This is a genomic window from Paenibacillus sp. plas6 (assembly GCF_057221655.1).
This window is the reverse complement of record NZ_CM170151.1, coordinates 3451886-3471437: the sequence shown is the minus strand read 5'-3', so window position 1 is coordinate 3471437 and position 19552 is coordinate 3451886. Positions and strand designations below refer to the sequence as shown.

The following is a 19552-nucleotide window of genomic DNA, read 5'->3' as shown; positions in this document are numbered from 1 at the left end:
TTATTCTCTACGAATGGCAAAGGTTAAACCATCACCGATTGGCATTAAGCTCATCGTAACTCGTTCATCTAGATGCACTCTGCGATTTACTTCTCGAATTGCACGTACATCGCGTCCTTGGTTTTGTTCATTAATGACACTGCCGTTCCATAGCACATTATCAATGAGTATTAACCCGCCAATTTTCACCAGCTTCAGTGCAAGTTCATAGTAATCAAGATATCCTTCCTTATCTGCATCGATAAAAATGATGTCGAAAGTATTTGCCTTTTCTTCTCGCAGCAGCTCACGCATAGACTGGATTGCAGGAGCTAGGCGCAACTCGATTTTTTCCTCAACTCCTGCTTTTCTCCAATAGCTTCTTGCTATCTCACACCATTTTTGGTCTACGTCGAGCGTAATAATTTTCCCGCCCTCAGGCATAGATAAAGCCATCCACAATGTTCCATAGCCAGTAAATGTCCCGACTTCTAAAATTCTTTTGGCATTCAATAATTCTACAAGCAAGCCCAAAAACTGCCCTTGCTCTGGTGGAGTTTGCATAGCAGACATCAGCATACGATTCGTATGCTCTCTAAGTTCCTGTGCTACTAATGGCTCTCGCAGTGAATTTGATAAAATATAATCATACAATTCATCTGTTACTTGCAGTGCTCTTTTCCCCATCTATACCACCCTTTATTATTGAATTGATTGAAGTTGTCGCTGCTTAATTTCGTTTAGAAATTTTATTTCCTCCATCGCTACAACAATCGGATTGCGATTCGTTTCAAAACATTCAATTGAAACAAAGCCTTCATAGCCTCTACGGTATAGTTCATTTAAGATGGAGCGATAATCCAAATCGCCATCATCCAAATTTCGAATTCCTTGGATTTTTCTATCTTTGTCCATAACATAATTGAAAGGTGTAATAAGTCCTAAATTACTTTCTGCATTTTTGGCATGCACATGAAATGTATATGGATATAACTCTTCAATTAACAACAATGGATCAATTCCTTTTTCATTTTCATATAGGTTATAAAAATCAAGCACTAAACCGACATTATCACGATTCACCTCAGCTAAAAGCTTATGAATAGAATCCAGGCGATCCGCAAGAGTATTCACATGAGTTTCAATTGCGATTTTTATATTAAATTCAGCAGCTTTATCAGCAATTACTTGTATACCTTTTACACCATTTTCCCACTCGCGCTGCGTAGCAAATTCACTGCCAACTCGACCAGTAAAACATCGAATAATCGGACAATGAATTTCGTTAGCCAAATGAATATAAGTTTCAGCTTCTAAAATACTTTCACGCCATTTTTTTTGTGACGATGTAAAATCAAAATACGGGGTAATCATAGGCACTTTAAGCTTGCTTTGCTCAAGCAGCTGCTTTAATTCAGGCAAAGCAGCTTGATATTCAAACAAATGTTTGCTCCAAATTTCAATTCCATCGTAGCCAAGCAATCCGATAATATGAATCATGTCATCTAACTTTAATGTTCGATGTCTCCAAGCGATTGTACAAAAACTAAATTTCATATACCTTCCTCCTCAGTATGATTAAAACGAATACCCTTCTACTTTTTGAAAACAGTTTTCAAAATATATAAAATAAAAAGCCTATACGTATACGCATAGGCTTTAGCATTGTTATTAGGCTTGTTGATCAAAAACAGAAATAAATTTTACATTTCTCAAATGACGTTTAATCCATAAGTAGGCTATTGGTAAAGAGAGAACATTTCCTGTCGCCATTGCGATAAATAGTCCATCTTCGCCCATCTTCAGCCCATAAACTAAGGTGCAGCATAAAGCGATTATTAAGATTACTCTAATATAGAGTATGTTAACCGCAGGCATCGGACGACCAGTTGCCTGGAAAAATGAACCGCATATCCATGTAACAGCCATAAATCCAAATGTAAATGAAATAATAAGTGCTTGACGTGTCGCCAGCTTAATTACTTCATCAATGTTCGTAAATTGAGCAAATAACCACGGAGCTATCAAAATATAAATAGCAGCAATAATGATACACATAGCAAATACTAATGAAGTACTTACCTTAAATGCTTGCCTTATCCGCTCTAATTGATTGCGTCCGAAATTTTGCGCTACAAAAATCGTTGTTGCTCCGGCAACCGCTATAACCGGAATTATAAGTATTTGGTCGATTCGGCCTACTAATGTCCATGCATTCATCGTATGCTCACTAAAGCTTGATGTAATAATGCGATTGTAAACAATCGTAATTGCATAGATTGAAACGGTCATAAGCAATTGTGGTAAGCCGATACGAATAACTTCCTTAACAATTCTTTTATTAAACTTAGAAATATTAAAAGATAATGGAATACGAGATTTCCCTTTTTGTAAAAAGCGAATGACGTAAACCAAAGCAAAAAACATTGCGAACGTTGTTGCCAGGCCTGCTCCAGCAACTCCCATATCTAAAGCAAAGATAAGAATAGGATCTAAGATTAGATTTAAAACCGTCATAAACGTTAAGGAGATTGCTAAAACATGAGTAAGACCTTCTCCTAGTAAAATTCCTCCATAAACTTGGATTAATATCATAAAGATTAAGCCCGGCGCTAATGCATATAGAAACTCTAGTCCGTAGCCTTTGGCTTCCGCACTTAACTCATTTCCAGCAAGCAAGTTCATTAACTCAGTGCCAAATAAGTAACAGCAAAGAATAAATGGAATGCCGATAATTAAAGCAACAATAACACCGCTGATGCCCAAACTATGGCATTGTTCAAATTTACGCTCCCCAATTAATCTGCCTGTCACTGTGCTGAGACCGACAGCTAAACTAGAAGCAATCGCTTCAAACACAAAAAACAATGGAAATAGCAATCCTGTACCAGCTAAAATCGCAGATGAATTACGGTCTAACATTGCAATATAATAGGTATCAATTACCAGATAGACATAGTTCATTAAGTTCCCAATAAGAATAGGAAGTCCCATTCTAATCAACATCGGTACAATCGGACCTTCGTAAATACTATTCAGCATTTGTGCTTGTGCTTTCATTCAATCGCCTCCACTAGTAGGTTTCTCCAAATATAACCTCTCTTTATCCTGAAAAGTAATCTCATAGCTATTAATGTTGAATGCTTCGATACTGATCGATAACTGCGCTTAAATTAGTAGAATCACGATTAAATCTAGTAATGATCGGAAACACCTGGAATTCTCTATCTACATTTTTCCAAATGTTTGTTAATAATGCCATCATCGTACCAGAGGGACTTAAATCGATAAACGTATATTCCCGCTTCTCATCCAACTTTTCTAGTGCATCTGCTAAGCGGATTGAACCTCGTGTAACTTGCCAAAGATGGAGTGGTGTCAGTTGATAATAAAAATCTGCTATTGAACATGATAAACTTGGTATAGCAGGCTTTTTGTATGTTAACTTACTTAGATGATGCAAATAAACATCTTTAATTGGCTCGATCTCTGTTGAATGAAAAGGATACGTAATCGGCAATCGCTGGTACAACACATTATTATCTTTCAACCATTGTTCTACTGTAGACAAGGCTGGCTCTACTCCAGCTACAACAAAATGTCCATCATAATTTGTTGCAACGAGATTTGACAATGTTTGTAGCTCCTTCGAGTTTCTATAAACATCCAGCGGAGCCAAAATGGTAATCATTCCTCCCTTCTCACAATACATTTGAACCCAATGAGATTGAAACGTTAAGCATTCTAGCATCTCCTCTGGCTCAACTGCTCCTGCTATAGCCGCGGCAACATATTCGCCTAAACTGAGACCTAGCACTATATCGGGATATATCTCCTGCTCAATCAAAGTTTGGGCAAGTGAATATTGGATAATAAACAGCGCTGGATGGGAATAAGTCAAGTTATCGAACGGTAATAAGTACGTTTTGCGTTCGTCATATAAATGAGTTAGTACAGATATACCAGCAATTTCAGATAACACCTTATCTAGACGTTGCATCCAAAATCGGAATACAGAATTAGTACGATAAAGCTCAATGCCCATTTGATAATATTGCGAGCCTTGACCGCCAAACATAAACACTGTGTCTCGTTTTCTTATTACTGACACCTCCTTTGCTGCTGATGCTGTATAGTGCGTAAACACTCAGTCTATCGCTCCCCCTATGAAAGTAGCATTGTTTGCATGTTTGCAATTAGTTGATGCAATGAGTGCGGATCGATGTCTGTAAGTTTTGGGCAGACGATAGAGACCATATAATCGCCTGCTTGAAAAGATAACGCCTTATACTGTGAAAAATTAGTATATTCGCTTATATAGCAGTTCCCCATCATCAGTTCTATTTTTTCCACTTCAAACAGATGCGGAGGCGTAGTTAATCCTGTCTTTAATACTTTGGATAATGCCTCTTTTGCAGTCCATAGCAAATATAAAGCTGCATTATGATTGATGTGTAGCTGAGCAATTAGCACCTTCTCATTGTCGGTAATAACCGATTCGATAGCTTCAAACTGAGCAGCAACACGCTCTATATCAATAGCTAGCGGGTGAGCTTCGGAAAAGACAATAGCTGCTCCAATATTGTCACAATGAGTTAAACTAACCTGAATATTTTCATAAAATGGAGCTTGGACAATCGGTTGCCCAAACACCCCTCTAGCAATATTAATTAAATGTTCATCCTCAATCCCTGTATAAGCTTTAACTGCTTTCTTCGCGCAAAATCTTCCTAGCAAATAGCTTGTTCTTCTTTTTTCAACCTCAAGCTTCTGAAAATACTTTGCTTCTTCTGCACCTAGACAATTGACTGCATCCTCAAACTGTTCTTTTTCTGAAAACCTAGTTAGGCATAAACTTGCTCTAGTTTGCTGTTGCAGTCTGCTCATTTTAATATTTAGCAGCAAATAAAACGTGGATTGACTGATCAAACAGAATACCTACCAATCTATTAAATTTAATCTTCAACGAATTGGAATAATGTGGGTTAAGCGCTGATCTGGGCTATGTAGGCATAGCTTCGCCCTTTCATGTATAAGCTTATACACTACCAGCGAGTAAATATGTTCTCAAAGACTACACCAATTGCGCCGAAACAGCATTTGGCTTAACTTTGAGTTGTCATTCCTCCACCGAATAGATAAAGTTTCTAGTTGCTTTCTAAAATTTCAATTCCAATATCGAGAAGTTGTTCCTTACCCATAAAATCTAAAGCAATTTTAGCTCTTTTCTTACGTTTATCAATTTTCTTTATAATTCCCTCGAGTCCTTTAAGCGGACCGCTATAAATCTTTACATTACTTCCTAGCACATACACTTTAGAGTAGTCGATCACTTCATCATTCCCAAGCAATCGAATAATTCTTTCCATTTCCTTTGGATCAACTTTAGAAAATAAATCATTGGACTGTGTATTATTGTTATCTTCAAGTAGTTGGCGTCTATTCTCATTACTGTCATCATATTTACAGTTATTTAGAAGTCTAAAACATTTGGGGATTTCTTTTAAGCGATAGTAGGTTGTTATATTCATAGAGGTTTGAACAAATACATAACCTGGAAACATTGTCTTGCAAACTTCATAGATCTTCCCTTGCTTTCTTTCCTGCAATTTTCTCTTCGGAACGATCGCATTTATTTCAGCCTTGTTAAATCGTTTGTGAATCATTTCTTTTACAAAATGTTCTTTTCCCGTTTCTACAAATAAGGCATACCAATCCATTTAACACCTCAACACAAATTAAAGGAGATCGTTTGAGACTATTATTTTTCATTGTTTTTCATATGAATTAAACTATACTTCATCCATTGAATAATGTTTACTCAAGCTTGAACAAAAGACTTCACAAATGCATCAACCTTTCATTCATTTTCGATGCAGCTGCTCGTAACCCTAAGATAACATAGCTTAAATACAATATAAAAAATCCTCCCTGAATGTCTGATTTCACTCATAACTGTTCCTGAAGTTGTTTTTCATGTCAAAAAAAGGTATAGTTAGGAATTTTTAAGATAAAAACTGATTATATTCGCAGATCATAAAATTCACTTGAGAAAATCAAAACTAAAAAAGACTAATGTGTACCGCATTAATGAAATAACGGTCACATTAGCCTTTACCCTTTTTATATAACTTTATATAACGAGCCTGTAAGCTACCTTCTTATTGGCTGCGAGCTAATTACCCCATAACGATTTAACAACTTTCTGCCGAGTAAGCCAACGAATCGATCAGTCAAGAATCCAATCAGCCCTAAGCAAATTAGTCCTACAAAAATCCAATCGGTACGGAAAAATAAGCGTGAATTCCAAATTAAGTAACCTAATCCTTCATTAGAAGCAATCATCTCGGCACCGATAATTGCCATATAGGAAGTTCCCATCGCAAGCCGAATCCCTGTAAACATATAGGGTATCGTAGCTGGAATAACGACATGAACGAGAATCTGCCATTCTGATGCACCAAGGCTGCGAGCAGCGCGAATTTTATCCTCTTCAACGGCAAGTACTCCAGTTAATGTATTCATCATAACGATAAATAAGGTCGCATACATAATTAAAGCGATTTTCGATTGCTCCCCGATTCCAAACCAAACGAGAAATAATGTAATAAAGGCAATCGGAGGAATAAAGCGAATAAAGTTAAGAAACGGCTCGGCAAATATTCTAACAATTGTTACTCTGCCTATAATTAAGCCTAACGGAATCGCCACCAGACTGCCAAGCAGCCAGCCGATAAATACACGATAAAAGCTAATCCCAATAAACTTTAAAAGTGTTCCATCCTCCATTAACTCAAGTGCACCTTGCCAGGTTGCAGCAGGTCCTGGAATAACATCTGGCCCATATATTCCAGCAGCTACCTGCCAAAGTACAATAATAAACACCCACAATAGCAAAATCGATATCCATTTATTTTGTAGCAAAGTCGCTTTCAATCTCCTCATCCTCCCACTTAAATGGAATACTCATGATCAAAGTGTCCTTGAATTTGCTTTTCCAAAGCAATAAAGGCTGAGGATGAAGGATCTCGCGGATATGCAAACGGCACATCATAAATATCGGTAATTTTACTATTAGGACCGCGCGACATAATCCCAATTCTTTGTCCAAGTAAAATAGCCTCTTGAATATCATGCGTTACAAAAATAACTGTTTTCTTTGTTTGGCGCCAAATGTGACTTAACTCCTTCTGCATACTTCTTCTCGTCATCGCATCAAGTGCACCAAACGGCTCATCCATCAGCAATATATTTGAATCATTCGCTAATACCCTTGCAAGCTGAACACGCTGCTTCATGCCGCCAGATAATTCGCGCGGCAGCTTTTTTTCATGTCCTGCCAAACCAACCAAATTAATATAGTAATTGGAGATTTCTCTCCGTTTCGCTTTCTCAACCTTTTGCATTTTCAATCCAAACTCAACATTTTCCTGAACATTTAACCATGGAAATAAGGAGGCATCTGCTTGTTGGAAAACGACTGCGCGATCTTGCCCTGGCTTTTCAACTTCTCGTCCACCAACCTGCAATTGCCCGCTCGTTTTACCAACAAAACCTGCAATCATATTGAGCAGAGTTGATTTACCACACCCGCTTGGGCCTAGCAGCACAAAAAATTCGCCGCCCTTAATCGTTAAATTAACGTCTTTAATAATGTAGTGCAGTTCACCTTTTTGTCGTGTGCCGTAGCTTTTATTTAACCCAGCAATGTTAATCGTTTGCTGCTCTAAGGAATTAGCAAGTGACGACATCCCTATCTCCTCCTGTACCTTCATCGTCTATAAAATCGTTAGTTGTTTTCTCTAATGAAATTTTCAAACTTAACAGCTAGCCGATATGTCTTCTCAAATTTAATCCATATCGGCTGCTGTAAATGAGATTGACCAATAGCCTTGAACCAAAAATTCTCTCTATGGCTTGAACGTAATTCGATCAGGCAACACTTCTTCCAAAGCATCTAAGCGAAGTTTATCCTTAATATCAAAATCTTGTTGAATAATTCCTTCCGCTACCATATACTCTTTTTGCTTGAGCATCGTATTGTACGACAGATCTGAAAATTGCAATTTCCATCGCGTATTGTCTAAATCCGCTAAAGTCATTTCGCGCGGCTGTTTGACTTTATCAAACATAATATCAGCAACTTTTTCTTTATTTCCTTCGATAAATTGACTAGCTTCATCAAGAGCACGCAGCAAATTTTTTACACCTTCATAATTTTCCTCCAGCAATTGATTAGGAATAATGATTTGACCACCAATACGCACCTCGGTTTGCGACATATCCGTTAATTGATGCACGCCTTCAAGCGTTGCAAACTTCTCAGTAATCGCTGCCCCGCTTACCCAAACCGCATCAATTTCACCATTTTTCAAGGCGATATAACTTTCATCAAAGCCGCCCTGTCCAATAATCTCAACATCGTCATTCGCCAAACCATGCTGCGCTAAATATTTATCCCATAAAAATGAAACAAATGTACCTCGGAAATTACTTACCTTTTTCCCCTTCAAATCGGCTGGGCTTTCGATTTCATCACGTACAAATAACTTCCAGTTTGCAGCATCCTTTTCACTTAATCCTGTTCCAGTTGATGCAATAATAGCGTAATCTCCTTTGCTAACAGCATTTAAGATTGGAAAATCAGCGCCGTATGCTACATTTACTTGATTGATAAATAGAGCATTAATCCCTTCCGCTGGAGTAGCAAAAGTAGCAATTTTCGCTTCAATATTGTATTTTTCAAAGATTCCTTCAGCTAAGGCAACTTGAAACGTAGGATTAGACACAATATCAGCAATCGTTACTGATAGTTTAGCGGTTTGCCCGCTTTCACCTGACTTACCGCATCCTGCAACAGCCAGCAACATCGTTAAGGAAATGGATAAAATCAATAATAGCTTAGAATTCACCTTCATGTTTATCTACCTTCCTGTCTATTCTTCTCTAAGTCACTGGCTATGCAAAGCGCTCCTTCAACGAATTCCTGCTGCTCTGTACCTTCAACTACAACAACTGAGTCAGTGCCAGAGGCTGCTGCACCAGGAACACGGAAATTAGCAATATCTAGCGGCTCGATCGCAATTTCCTCTGGTTTTTCCAATTGAGGCACCCACTCGTAAGGTACACGATATGCACGATAAACCATATTGGCATTAAAATTCGTTTTATATGGGGAAATATATTCCCATACAATTTCATGCTCAGCAGTAACTTCAAAAATTCGTCCATCTGCTCCTTCTGTAATTAGCGTATTGCCATTTGGCAGGCGTTGAGCTGAGCTAATATATGGACTATAGAAACGATAAGAATCCATTGGCTGTAAGAAACCTGCTGAACTTGGTGTATATTGCCACACAATTTCAAGTGTAACGGGGTTGATTTCAAGTACTCGTGAATAGTCGCGCCAAGCATTTTTACTTCCGTACGGAGATGCTGGGTTAGGCAAACCGTAACCAGCCCAGCCGCCATTATCAAACACTAATAAATTCCCTTCACCTGGCAAACCTTTTGGAATAATATGGGCATGATGTTGACCAATAATCCAGCCAAGATGCTTCAATTCTGGTTTAGAATAGTCAGGTCCAAGCTGCCAAACAATTTTTCCTGTTCGTTTATCAGTAATCGCGATTATATTCGATTCTCGCGCATCCCAAATAATATTATCTGGATGAAAGCGTTCATCACCTGCATCATAGAATTTATTTGGTCCAACAAGTGAAATGGAGTTAATATGCATCCAGTCTCCAGCAGTTTCATTGCCAAATGATCTGCCATTCGGATCACGGAATAACACATTTTTTGCTGCTTCATCGAAACCTAGCTCCTCAAAATGATCACTCACACTCCACTCCCAAACAATATTGCCTTGCCAATCAACCTCAATAATTACATCGTCTAGCAGTTCTTTATCAGAAATTTCAGATTTTTTAACGTTGCGATGTGCCAAAATTAATGTATTTCCTCCGTTTGTAAGCGGCTCTTGTCCTGGAACATAATAGCCTACTGGATTTCCTGTGCGCTGATAATCATGATGCTGGCGTGCCATCCATTGCGGCTCATTGTCTGGATCTTCGATATATTCCAACTTATTAAACTTCCAAACGATATTACCGTCAAAATCAACTTGCACTAAATCAGCCTCATCCTGAAATCCATATTTCGGATCGCGTTGCTTTGTGCTGCCTAACACATAGCCGCCAGGGAAAATTTTGTTTGGAAACCCTCTTAATCCTTTCCACAAATGAACCTCTTTACCGTTCATATCAATTAATAATGCACCTTGTCCAGCCGCTTGATAAATCGTATAACCGCTGAATGCTTTTTTCGGATTATAAATTGTTGTTCCTGTCGGATAAATTGTTGGATGTCCCATGTTCAACACTCCTTAATGTTTTCATATAAGATTTGATGTTTAATAAATTAACCAATTACGCGCTGGCTGAGCTTGCTCCTTAGCAGTCTCTGAACGAGTGGCTTGCTCGTTGCTAGCTTGCGGCTGCTCAGCAAACTTTTCAGTTATTTCCCCGATAACTGAGGTTAATTTATCGCTAAATCCTTCTAAGTTATGGATTAACTTTGTAAATACTTGAAGCTGCAGCTCCAACTCTTGTTCAGTAAAGCCTTGAAATATCATACTTGCATGAAGATGACCTAAATCGCGATAACGCTCCATAAATGCCTTTCCCTGTTCGGTTATTCGCAAATATATCGTTCGCCGATCACCTTTGTAACGAATGCGATCAGCAAGTCCCAGCTCCTCTAATTTATCGCATTGGGCTGTAATCGCACCTGAAGTTAAATCCATCTCCTCAGCTAAATCAGAAAGTCTTTGCTCGCCGGATACGTGAATTTTGCGCAAAATCATCATGCTTGGCAGGCTAATACCTTCAATCGTAATTTTATCTCGCTCTTTCACAAACTTTCTTACCGTTTTGCGAAATAAATGATCAAGCTCGATCAGCTTTTTTTCACAGTGTTCCTCCATGATCCCTCCTGCAATCCCATTCTTACTGCAATGGTTGATTAAAATTACCTACTTTTAATTCAAAGTTGCTTTCATAAGCCACTCGTTAAATAACATAAGAAAAGGCACGAAATAAACTTGCATCCTTTGATAAGGGTAGCAATGTTATTTCGTGCCTTTAGTGGTCTAATCGGCAACAATACATTTTAGTGTTAAATTGTTTAACGTTAAACAATTTAACATTCATTTAACGAAGATTGAACTTTATAGTCTTAATTTACTCCAATAATTCCTATGTGTCAAGTAGGAAATTGAAAATTTTTCTTCGTAAGCAAAAAGCTATGCAAGACAAAATAAAGGCAGCCCCTTTATTCACCAAATAACTGCCTTCAGCTAGTCATATTCCTTGCAAGCTCATTCCCTTGAAATCTATTAAACATTCTAGCAACTGGTGTAGAAAAAGTACACATTATTACCAAATATTATGATATAATAACCGTTGCATAGTTATTGGTTGAGGGACGGTAGGTTATCACTCTCGAAAGGGGGTGATGCCTGTGATCGAAGTGAAAGATGTCTTCCTTATTCTGTTTGCATTTGGAAGCTTTCTTATTGCACTTCTCACTTACTTAAAGAAAAAGTAGACCGTCCTTAAGGAGAGCGGTCTACTTCTTTTGATCGCGCTTTTATCAGCCTACCGTCGATAAACGGTAAACTATGCTAACGAGCTAAATGGTGTTCACGCACTGTTTAGCTCTTTTTTATTATATATTACCATATTTGATGTTATTATACAATCTTACAAATAAGAGCAAACATAGTCCGTAACTTCAGTAACAATTAGCTTGAACTTTTCGTTTGCAGCTACTTGGAATTCACCTGTGCCTTTAATATGTATCCATTCTGATTGTCCAGGCAAAAGCACCTTAAGATCGCCAGCTAAAATTTCCATAATTTCAATTGTATCTGTACCAAATTCATATTCTCCAGGAAGCATAATGCCTAGCGTTTTTTTTGTGCCATCAGGAAAAATAACAGCACGGCTTGTAACTTTACCATCAAAATAAATGTTCGCTTTTTTAACTACGGACACATTATCAAATTGTGACATGATTTAGTAATCTCCTTTATGAACTTTTTAGATAAAGCTAGAGAAAGCAGTCTACGCTAGGCAGACTGCTTCTCACAACATAAGACACGATTACAGTAACGCTTTAACTTTGCTTACAACGTTTTCTACTGTAAAGCCGTACTCTTTGATGACGCGGTCGCCAGGCGCAGAAGCACCAAAAGTATCGATGCCAAGAACATCGCCTTTATCGCCCACGTATTTATGCCAACCCATAGGACTAGCCATTTCGATAGCTAGACGGGCTTTTACATCTGGAAGGATAACAGAGTCTTTATACTCTTGAGATTGTTTGTTAAATAGCTCCCAGCTTGGCATGCTAATTACACGAACTGCAATGCCTTCTTCAGCAAGAGCTTTTTGTGCAGCAACTGCAAGTTGAACCTCAGAACCAGTTGCAAGGATTTGAGCTACTGGATTAGCAGCGTCAGAAATCACATAAGCACCTTTTTTCAAGTTTTCACGAGCGTTAGCTGTACCTTCTAGGATAGGAAGATTTTGACGAGTCAATACAAGCGCTACTGGACCGCCAGTATTCTCAACAGCATATGCCCAAGCTGCAGATGTTTCATTTGCATCCGCAGGACGAATAACAGTAAGGTTAGGCATTACGCGAATAGAAGCAAGCTGCTCGATTGGCTCATGCGTTGGACCATCTTCACCTACTGCAATTGAGTCATGTGTTAGTACATAAATTGCTGGTACGTTCATAATTGCGGACAAACGTACAGCTGGACGCAAGTAATCTGTAAATACGAAGAAAGTACCGCCATATACTTTTAGTCCAGTATGAAGCAACATACCGTTCATAGCTGCAGCCATACCAAATTCACGTACACCAAAGTAGATGTTACGTCCTGCATAGTTTTCAGGTGTAAAGCTTTCTTCGCCATTGATATGAGTCATTGTAGAGCTTTCAAGGTCAGCAGATCCGCCTACAAGGTAAGGAACATTTTTCGCTAAGCCATTGATTGCTTTACCAGATGCAACACGTGTAGAAACTGCTGCATCACCTACGTTATAAGAAGGAAGATCAGCATTCCAATTTTGTGGAAGACGACCAGAGATTGCAAGTTCAAATTGCTCTGCTAGCTCAGGATATGCTTTTTTGTATTCAGCGTATAGAGCATCCCACTCAGCATTGCGTTTTTCGCCTTGCGCTTTAACCGCAGCAAAATGCTCGCGAACTTCATCTGGAACATGGAATTCGTGATTTTCATCCCAGCCATAGAATTGTTTTGTAAGCTTAGTTTCTTCAGCACCAAGTGGTGAACCATGTGTACCACCATGACCACCTTTGCCTCCTTTGTTAGGAGAACCATAGCCAAGAACTGTTTTTACTTCGATTAGCGTTGGTTTGCTTGTTTCTGCTTGCGCAGCAGCAATTGCTTGTTGCAATGCAGCAAGATCATTACCATCTTCTACGCGCAATACTTGCCAGCCATAGCCTTCAAAACGACTTTGAACAGCATCAGAGTTAGAAAGATTCATTTCGCCATCAAGCGTAATATCGTTGGAATCGTACAATACGACCAATTTGCCAAGCTTCAAATGACCTGCTAAAGAAGCTGCTTCATGAGATACACCTTCCATCAAGTCACCATCGCCGCAAATAACATACGTATAGTGATTGATTAGGTCAAAGTTTTCTTTGTTGTATGTAGCAGCAAGCTGTGCCTCTGCCATTGCCATACCTACGCTCATTGCGATACCTTGTCCAAGTGGACCAGTTGTTGCATCAACACCTGCAGTATGACCTACTTCAGGGTGACCTGGAGTTTTAGAACCCCATTGACGGAATTGTTTTAATTCTTCAAGCGGCAAATCATAGCCAGACAAATGAAGCAAGCTGTATAAAAGCATAGAACCATGACCAGCAGACAATACAAAGCGATCACGATTAATCCACGCTGGATTGCTTGGATTATGGTTCATTGTTTTAGCAAAAAGTGTATAGCCCATCGGAGCTGCTCCCATTGGCATACCAGGGTGTCCTGATTTAGCTTTTTCAATGGCATCAATTGCAAGTGTACGAATTGTGTCAATGGAAAGCTGTTCGATAGATTTTTGAGAAACTGTCATTTCGGTTTCCTCCTAAGTCGTCTCTTAATAAAAAAATTACTTGAAAAACAAGCTACAAATTACCTTGAACATTGTACCATCTATTTTTAATTAAATACAACTGTCTTATTCTGATGAACTAGGATTCGATCCTCTAAATGCCATTTTACTGCACGTGCAAGTACAACTTTTTCAATTGTACGCCCAATACGCTTTAGATTATCAATATTGTCACGATGTGTTACACGTTGTACGTCCTGTTCAATAATCGGACCTGCATCCAATTCCTCTGTCACATAGTGTGCTGTTGCTCCAATAATTTTTACACCGCGCTTGTACGCTTGCGCATATGGACTTCCGCCAACAAAAGCTGGTAAGAAAGAATGATGAATGTTAATAATGCGGTTAGGAAATTGTTCAATCATACTTGGCGGAATAATTTGCATATAACGAGCAAGCACGATTAAATCAACTTTGCCAACAACAAGCTCTAGATGCTTACGCGCAGCTTCAGCTTTCGTATCTGGCGTAACAGGAACATGATAGTAAGGAATACCGAATGACTCCACCTGTTCCTTCATATCTAAATGGTTGCTGACAACCATTGTAATTTCTGCATCAAGATCACCAGATTTCCATTGCCATAGCAACTCATTTAAACAATGATCTTCTTTGGAAACAAAGATTGCTAATCTTTTTTTACGACTTGCACGGAAAGTGCTCCATTTCATATCGAAACGATCGGCGATGCGAGGAAAATCCTCAACAAGAACTGGTAAATTTTTATCTAGATCCTGCAAGTCAAACTCAATGCGAATAAAGAACATTCCACCTTCAGGATTCATCGTATATTGGTCAGATTGTACGATATTACAACCATGCTCATGCAAAAATTGAGACACCGTTGCAACAATACCTGAACGGTCAGGGCAAGAAATAAGCATTCTTGCACGATTTTCATATATGTTTGAATTACTATTTACCTGTGACATAAAAACCTTCCTTTTCCACTCATATAAGATCAATATATCTCATAGTGATTTGAGACATATAGGCTAAAATAATTTATAGCTTAAACAGTTTCTGACAACAACGCAATAAGTCGTTGATTTATCGCTTGCTCCGTCAATTCACTACTTAGTACTTCATTTTCAACTATCATATCGTATAAACGCTCGAGCGGCTCACGTCCATCAGCTTTTTTAGCTTTGGCATCCGTTTTTAGCAGCTCCCAAATTTGCGCTACATAAGCATTCGGAGAAATCTCCTTAGACGTAAAGAAATGACGCATACGTTCAACATCATCTATGAATTCAGCACCGAAATGCTCTGCTACATTTCCACGAAGCAAAGAAATTTCAACCTCGTACATCGGAGCATTATTTTTGGCATCCTTGCCAATCCAAGGTGTCTCCAAAATAAACGGTCTGCCTTGCAAAGCTTCATGATGCACCACATTTCGAATCGCTTGGTAGCCGATATACCCCGAACCGATAGGAGCATGTCTATCCTTATGCGAAGCAATGCTATTTTTACTATCATTAATATGAACGACAGCAATTCGGTCAAGACCGATTATGCTATCAAATTGCTGTAAAACGCCATCAAGATCATTAACAATATCATAACCTGCATCATGAATATGGCATGTATCAAGGCAAACAGTCAAACGATGATTTTGCTCAACCTTATCAATAATTGCAGCAATTTCCTCAAACGTTCTACCAACCTCTGTGCCTTTCCCTGCCATCGTTTCTAATGCAATATTCACATCAGTTTCAGAGGTGCCTGATAGCACTTCATTTAACCCTTGAGCAATACGATTAATTCCATATTCAGCATCCTTATCAGTATATGCTCCAGGATGCAGGACGATATTTTTTACGCCTATGTAATTCGTACGACGAATTTCTTCTTGTAGGAAGTTAACCCCTAACTCATACGTATCATCTTTATATGAACCTAAATTAATAATATAAGGAGCGTGCACGACAATTTCATTAATACCAGCCTTCTCCATTAGTGCTTTGCCTTCTTCAATATACATCGTCTCGATCGGTTTACGACGCGTATTTTGCGGAGCACCTGTATAAATCATAAATGTGCTGGAATCATAGGAAACTGCTTCTTTTACAGCAGTAACTAATCCCTTTTCTGAAAATGATACGTGAGAACCTATTTTTATCATAATTTTTAACTCTCCTTCACGAGGTTAATCACACTTTATTGTAGTTCAAGCTATAGCTATTCTGCAAGCTAAAAACGTTGCTTCTATATATTTATCGCTTCTTATATAACTAGCATATCCACAATCATGATGATTCAAATGAAAATAACTACAAAATTGTATTTTGTTTACGCAATATTTCGCTATAATAATAGATAATAAACAAGATTATAGATAAGGGTCGAAGTCTAAGTAAAACTTGCCCTTTAAAATATTGGTTGAGGTGAATGACCAGATGCAAGATGCGTTTATGTACTTTATTATGTTTTGGGCATTCGTCATGCTGGGAGCGATGAGCATTGGCGGATACTTTATGTTCCGTAAATTCCTTAAAATTATGCCAATGAAAGATGGAAAGTCTAAGCTTGATTGGCAAAACTATTGGGTAGAAGAAAGCCGTCATATGTGGACTGAGGAAACAAAAGCGTTTTTAAACGAGCTAGTATCTCCTGTGCCTAAGCCATTTCGTGACATTGCTGCTCATTCAATTGCAGCTCGTATTGGACAAGTTGCAATTGAAAGCGGTGCGAAAGAAGTAACAAAGGATCATTGCATCGAAGGATATATTCGTGCAACGCCTAAGCGCGATTATAACAGCTTAATTGCTTTTTTAAATAAGAAGCAAATCGATTATAAACGTTTCGAGCATTTGCTAAACAAGTAAAATCATGATAAAGTGCAACTTTTTGCGCCTAGCTTGCGTATAACACTATGAAAGTAGTCTTCATAATTTGCAGTGATCGCGTTGCTGCTGCTAAACACGAAATTTATGAGGCACAAAAAGTATCAGGAGGTGGCTAGACAGTGAAATGGAAAACAAGATTTAGACGCACAGCCACAACAACTAGCGCAATTTTGTTAGCTTTAATGTTGACTGCATGCAGTGACAATAATGGTGCCAACAATTCACCAGTTGTTTCTAATAGCAATAGTCAAGCTGAACAAGACAGCATACCAGACGACTCATTGCCAGATGAAACTGGTGTTTTAGATCCAGGCACATTAACATCAGATAATGATAAAGAATCAACTGATAAAGATGCAGAGAAGCCTGAAGTAACTAATAATAAGGGTGATAACTCCGATGATGCCGCAAGCGAGATTATTAGTGCTAAAGGAACGTATATTGGTGCTGCAGATGGTCATAGTGTTGAAATTCAAATTGGCGATGAAACCATCGTTTTTCAAATTGATGATAGCTTAACCCATATTATTGATGAATTTGATAGCGATCAAGCTGTCAGCATTCAGTATGTAGAAAAAGCAATTGATGGTATGGATATTAAACAACCTTGGCTAACAAAGATTGAAAAACAATAAACCAAAAAATGAGGGAGCCTGCCGGTCTGATGTTAACCGGGGCTCCCTCGTTTTTTGGCATCCTAATATGCAGATCGCTATGCTGGACTGCTCAACTAACAAGCTCATAAATAGGTCCATCTTTGCTTGCTAATTGCAGCTTATCACCCATTTGCAGCGGATAGGATTTATAGGCGATCATTAGTTGACCATTTAAGAAAGTGCCATTGCGCGAGCCTGCGTCCTTTACATGCAGCTTGCCGTTTTTAAGCTCAAATTCAATATGAATCCGCGAGACTCCCTTTGCCACTTCCCGATAATGCACACCTTCTTCCGCTCGACCAACTAAAAAGCTTGGTCCAACAATTCTAATTTGCTCTTTTTCACCGTTCATGCTTCTTAGCAGAACAAGCTCGTCCTTTTGCAGCATTGATGTCGCTTGTGCTTCATCGAGCGGGACAGTAGCTAGCTCAACCACTTTACCATGATTGCTTTGTTCTTTTCCTAGATGAATATCGTTTAGCTGAAAAGTTTGCCGCTGCACTCCAGTTTGCTCTACGGTCACTCCCTTGTTGATGTCTACTCCCTTGCTAGCTCCTCTGCTATCAGTCTCAAATTGCTGAGGCTTTGCTTGAAGTGAGCCTAACAACGAAGATAGTTTACGATTAACTTTCCTATCGTCATCGTTTTCCAAAGTTAAACTGTCCTCCATCATCATCGGACTATCCCAATCAGCAGTCAATTGTAAATCTTTATCTTGCCGCAAGCGAGCAATCCAGCGCTTTATTGGCTTTAGCAAAGTAAACGCCAGCAAAGCAATAATCCCAATTGAAATTCCGCTGCACAGCAATAAATTTTCAGAGCTTGGACTTCCCAAATATAGCTGTTGCCAAGCCAAACTAAGCAAGGCTAACATAACTATCGTTATCATCCCATGCTTCCAAGTGAATTTAGCCTCATCCATATCACCATCATATAAGTCCTCCATTTCAAGCCCCTGCCACTGGGAAAACTCGCTGGAAGTCACTGCCACCTCACCTATTAGACGATTAGCTTTATCTAAATTAACTTTATCTAAATCAGCTTTTTCATTGCTCGATATGTGATTCTTTGTATTTTCAGTAAGTACGGGTTGACTATTTGAGGGTGTGCCGGTAACTGTGTCATGGAACTGGGTAAGAGCAGAGTTGCTGTTATACTTATGTGCAGTTTTTGAACTCGACTTATGCTGGACAACAGCTAATGAAGGGTGATTTAAGACTGACGGATGGGCGTGGGTTTCAAACTGCTCACTATTTTCATTGTTTTGCGATAAGCGATGAATTAATTCCAGTAATAGCTGTCGTAATGGATTAATTGCTAGCTCCTCAGTTGATAAAAGATTAAGAATCCGATGATAACCAGCCGTGTCGAGATCAATAACTATATCTGCCCAGCGTACTGCTAAAATGAGCAGTTGCTGAGCTTGTTGCTCAGTTACTGACCCCTGCAGCGGCAAATAGGCAAGCAAAATCTTCTCTTGCTGCTCATCAATATAAAGATAATTTTCATCAATAACACAGCAATCTGGACGCAACATAAATTCATAGCAGGAAGCTAATGCATCTGTCAACGAAAGAAGCAAGCTATAGTAGCGCAGCATAGTTAGCTGCTGCTTACGTAAATAATGAGACAGTAAGCGATAGCCTTCGATTTTATATTGAAAACTAAGCTCATCATTCACCTCTAGCCAAGTTAATGGCAATAGACTACGAATGACATTATCCCGCAGCATATTGGATTCTAATTCATGCAACTCATCTCTTTTAAACGGATTTTTCCGTGTAATTACCATATGGTGACCATTATAATTATTAAAATCAATGATGAGCGTTTTTATCATATTAGTCGT

General features: G+C 38.7%; 19 protein-coding genes. 3 read left to right on the top strand and 16 right to left on the bottom strand.

Annotated elements, in window-relative coordinates; genetic code table 11:
* From AC2TDL_RS15405 to AC2TDL_RS15355, 11 genes are all read right to left on the bottom strand, one after another.
* Complete coding sequence (locus tag AC2TDL_RS15405) at nt 1-666, bottom strand: O-methyltransferase (RefSeq protein ID WP_484696956.1); 666 nt, start codon at nt 664-666, stop codon at nt 1-3.
* 15 nt (nt 667-681) lie between these two features.
* Entirely contained in the window at nt 682-1536 is an 855-nt protein-coding gene (locus AC2TDL_RS15400) for a sugar phosphate isomerase/epimerase family protein (protein WP_484696955.1), read from the bottom strand.
* 114 nt (nt 1537-1650) lie between these two features.
* Nucleotides 1651-3039 carry an MATE family efflux transporter gene (locus AC2TDL_RS15395; RefSeq protein WP_484696954.1) on the bottom strand — a complete coding sequence of 463 codons (1389 nt, stop codon included), beginning with the start codon at nt 3037-3039 and terminating at the stop codon, nt 1651-1653.
* 70 nt (nt 3040-3109) lie between these two features.
* Nucleotides 3110-4126 carry an acyltransferase domain-containing protein gene (locus AC2TDL_RS15390; protein ID WP_484696953.1) on the bottom strand — a complete coding sequence of 339 codons (1017 nt, stop codon included), beginning with the start codon at nt 4124-4126 and terminating at the stop codon, nt 3110-3112.
* A 17-nt stretch (nt 4127-4143) separates the two neighbouring features.
* Complete coding sequence (locus tag AC2TDL_RS15385; RefSeq protein WP_484696952.1) at nt 4144-4866, bottom strand: 4'-phosphopantetheinyl transferase family protein; 723 nt, start codon at nt 4864-4866, stop codon at nt 4144-4146.
* Between the two features lie 260 nt (nt 4867-5126).
* Nucleotides 5127-5699, bottom strand: coding sequence for an antiterminator LoaP (gene loaP, locus AC2TDL_RS15380; protein WP_484696951.1), 573 nt, complete (start codon nt 5697-5699; stop codon nt 5127-5129).
* A gap of 433 nt (nt 5700-6132) precedes the next feature.
* Complete coding sequence (locus AC2TDL_RS15375; protein ID WP_484701214.1) at nt 6133-6879, bottom strand: ABC transporter permease; 747 nt, start codon at nt 6877-6879, stop codon at nt 6133-6135.
* A 53-nt stretch (nt 6880-6932) separates the two neighbouring features.
* A complete protein-coding gene (locus tag AC2TDL_RS15370) occupies nt 6933-7730 on the bottom strand; it encodes an ABC transporter ATP-binding protein (RefSeq protein ID WP_484696950.1) in 798 nt (265 codons plus the stop codon).
* 159 nt (nt 7731-7889) lie between these two features.
* Nucleotides 7890-8897 carry an ABC transporter substrate-binding protein gene (locus tag AC2TDL_RS15365; RefSeq protein WP_484696949.1) on the bottom strand — a complete coding sequence of 336 codons (1008 nt, stop codon included), beginning with the start codon at nt 8895-8897 and terminating at the stop codon, nt 7890-7892.
* 2 nt (nt 8898-8899) lie between these two features.
* A complete protein-coding gene (locus AC2TDL_RS15360; RefSeq protein ID WP_484696948.1) occupies nt 8900-10354 on the bottom strand; it encodes an aryl-sulfate sulfotransferase in 1455 nt (484 codons plus the stop codon).
* Nucleotides 10355-10393: 39 nt separating this feature from the next.
* The gene (locus AC2TDL_RS15355; protein ID WP_484696947.1) at nt 10394-10966 is read right to left on the bottom strand and encodes a MarR family winged helix-turn-helix transcriptional regulator; all 573 of its coding nucleotides are present in this window, start codon (nt 10964-10966) and stop codon (nt 10394-10396) included.
* 530 nt (nt 10967-11496) lie between these two features.
* Here AC2TDL_RS15355 and AC2TDL_RS15350 point away from each other — a divergent pair.
* The gene (locus AC2TDL_RS15350) at nt 11497-11589 is read left to right on the top strand and encodes a putative holin-like toxin (protein ID WP_484701212.1); all 93 of its coding nucleotides are present in this window, start codon (nt 11497-11499) and stop codon (nt 11587-11589) included.
* 155 nt (nt 11590-11744) lie between these two features.
* On the opposite strand, the gene ppnP is transcribed toward AC2TDL_RS15350, so the two are convergent.
* The 4 genes from ppnP to AC2TDL_RS15330 form a co-directional block, all read right to left on the bottom strand.
* Nucleotides 11745-12056 (bottom strand): pyrimidine/purine nucleoside phosphorylase, encoded by a 312-nt coding sequence (gene ppnP, locus AC2TDL_RS15345; RefSeq protein ID WP_484696946.1) that lies wholly within the window; start codon nt 12054-12056, stop codon nt 11745-11747.
* A 90-nt stretch (nt 12057-12146) separates the two neighbouring features.
* Entirely contained in the window at nt 12147-14156 is a 2010-nt protein-coding gene (gene tkt / locus AC2TDL_RS15340; RefSeq protein ID WP_484696945.1) for a transketolase, read from the bottom strand.
* Between the two features lie 86 nt (nt 14157-14242).
* On the bottom strand, nt 14243-15127 hold the full coding sequence (gene purU, locus AC2TDL_RS15335) for a formyltetrahydrofolate deformylase (RefSeq protein ID WP_484696944.1): 885 nt from the start codon (nt 15125-15127) through the stop codon (nt 14243-14245).
* Between the two features lie 80 nt (nt 15128-15207).
* Entirely contained in the window at nt 15208-16323 is a 1116-nt protein-coding gene (locus tag AC2TDL_RS15330) for a deoxyribonuclease IV (protein WP_484696943.1), read from the bottom strand.
* Nucleotides 16324-16597: 274 nt separating this feature from the next.
* Between AC2TDL_RS15330 and AC2TDL_RS15325 the strand changes: the two genes are divergently transcribed.
* Nucleotides 16598-17026, top strand: a complete 429-nt coding sequence (locus AC2TDL_RS15325; RefSeq protein WP_484696942.1) for a DUF2621 family protein — start codon at nt 16598-16600, stop codon at nt 17024-17026.
* A gap of 140 nt (nt 17027-17166) precedes the next feature.
* On the top strand, nt 17167-17682 hold the full coding sequence (locus tag AC2TDL_RS15320; RefSeq protein WP_484696941.1) for a hypothetical protein: 516 nt from the start codon (nt 17167-17169) through the stop codon (nt 17680-17682).
* A gap of 91 nt (nt 17683-17773) precedes the next feature.
* Here the strand turns inward: AC2TDL_RS15320 and AC2TDL_RS15315 are convergent, their stop codons facing one another.
* Entirely contained in the window at nt 17774-19543 is a 1770-nt protein-coding gene (locus AC2TDL_RS15315; protein WP_484696940.1) for a DUF6382 domain-containing protein, read from the bottom strand.
* Nucleotides 19544-19552: the final 9 nt, after the last annotated feature.

Excerpts from the sequence above, each read along its gene's own strand:
- AC2TDL_RS15315 (WP_484696940.1), bottom strand. The coding sequence starts at position 19,543 with ATGATAAAAACGCTCATCATTGATTTTAATAATTATAATGGTCACCAT.
- AC2TDL_RS15325 (WP_484696942.1), top strand. The coding sequence starts at position 16,598 with ATGCAAGATGCGTTTATGTACTTTATTATGTTTTGGGCATTCGTCATG.
- purU (WP_484696944.1), bottom strand. The coding sequence starts at position 15,127 with ATGTCACAGGTAAATAGTAATTCAAACATATATGAAAATCGTGCAAGA.
- AC2TDL_RS15385 (WP_484696952.1), bottom strand. The coding sequence starts at position 4,866 with ATGAGCAGACTGCAACAGCAAACTAGAGCAAGTTTATGCCTAACTAGG.
- tkt (WP_484696945.1), bottom strand. The coding sequence starts at position 14,156 with ATGACAGTTTCTCAAAAATCTATCGAACAGCTTTCCATTGACACAATT.
- AC2TDL_RS15370 (WP_484696950.1), bottom strand. The coding sequence starts at position 7,730 with ATGTCGTCACTTGCTAATTCCTTAGAGCAGCAAACGATTAACATTGCT.
- AC2TDL_RS15330 (WP_484696943.1), bottom strand. The coding sequence starts at position 16,323 with ATGATAAAAATAGGTTCTCACGTATCATTTTCAGAAAAGGGATTAGTT.
- loaP (WP_484696951.1), bottom strand. The coding sequence starts at position 5,699 with ATGGATTGGTATGCCTTATTTGTAGAAACGGGAAAAGAACATTTTGTA.
- AC2TDL_RS15355 (WP_484696947.1), bottom strand. The coding sequence starts at position 10,966 with ATGGAGGAACACTGTGAAAAAAAGCTGATCGAGCTTGATCATTTATTT.
- AC2TDL_RS15350 (WP_484701212.1), top strand. The coding sequence starts at position 11,497 with ATGCCTGTGATCGAAGTGAAAGATGTCTTCCTTATTCTGTTTGCATTT.
- AC2TDL_RS15400 (WP_484696955.1), bottom strand. The coding sequence starts at position 1,536 with ATGAAATTTAGTTTTTGTACAATCGCTTGGAGACATCGAACATTAAAG.
- ppnP (WP_484696946.1), bottom strand. The coding sequence starts at position 12,056 with ATGTCACAATTTGATAATGTGTCCGTAGTTAAAAAAGCGAACATTTAT.
- AC2TDL_RS15365 (WP_484696949.1), bottom strand. The coding sequence starts at position 8,897 with ATGAAGGTGAATTCTAAGCTATTATTGATTTTATCCATTTCCTTAACG.
- AC2TDL_RS15360 (WP_484696948.1), bottom strand. The coding sequence starts at position 10,354 with ATGGGACATCCAACAATTTATCCGACAGGAACAACAATTTATAATCCG.
- AC2TDL_RS15405 (WP_484696956.1), bottom strand. The coding sequence starts at position 666 with ATGGGGAAAAGAGCACTGCAAGTAACAGATGAATTGTATGATTATATT.
- AC2TDL_RS15395 (WP_484696954.1), bottom strand. The coding sequence starts at position 3,039 with ATGAAAGCACAAGCACAAATGCTGAATAGTATTTACGAAGGTCCGATT.